Source organism: Jeotgalibacillus marinus, from assembly GCF_040801915.1.
In the GTDB taxonomy this organism is placed as follows: domain Bacteria; phylum Bacillota; class Bacilli; order Bacillales; family Jeotgalibacillaceae; genus Jeotgalibacillus; species Jeotgalibacillus marinus.
This window is the reverse complement of the sequence record NZ_JBFMIA010000169.1, coordinates 1-269: the sequence shown is the minus strand read 5'-3', so window position 1 is coordinate 269 and position 269 is coordinate 1. Positions and strand designations below refer to the sequence as shown.

Sequence of the window (269 nt, the reverse complement as noted above, 5' to 3'; positions counted from 1 at the left end):
AATCCACTTCTGTATCTGCTTTCGCACTCTTCCCTTTCTCCCTCCTCCCTCCCCCCCTCCCTCCCCCTCTTCCTTTCCTCTTTCCCCCTTTTTCCTCCCCCTTCCTCCTCTCCCTTCTCTCCTCCCTCCCCCTCCTTCCCTTCTCCCTTTCTTCCCCCCTTTTCCCTTTCTCCTTTTCCTCCTCCTTCTCCTTCCTCTCTCCTTCTTTCTCCCCCTTTTTTCTCCTTTTTCCCCCCCCTTCTTCCCTTCCCTCCCCTCCCCCCCCCCCC

At 58.0% G+C, this 269-nt stretch carries 1 protein-coding gene; it reads right to left on the bottom strand.

Annotated features, from left to right (window positions below; all coding sequences use genetic code 11):
* A partial coding sequence (locus AB1471_RS18970) for a hypothetical protein (protein ID WP_367780988.1) occupies window positions 1-269 on the bottom strand: 269 nt, incomplete at both ends.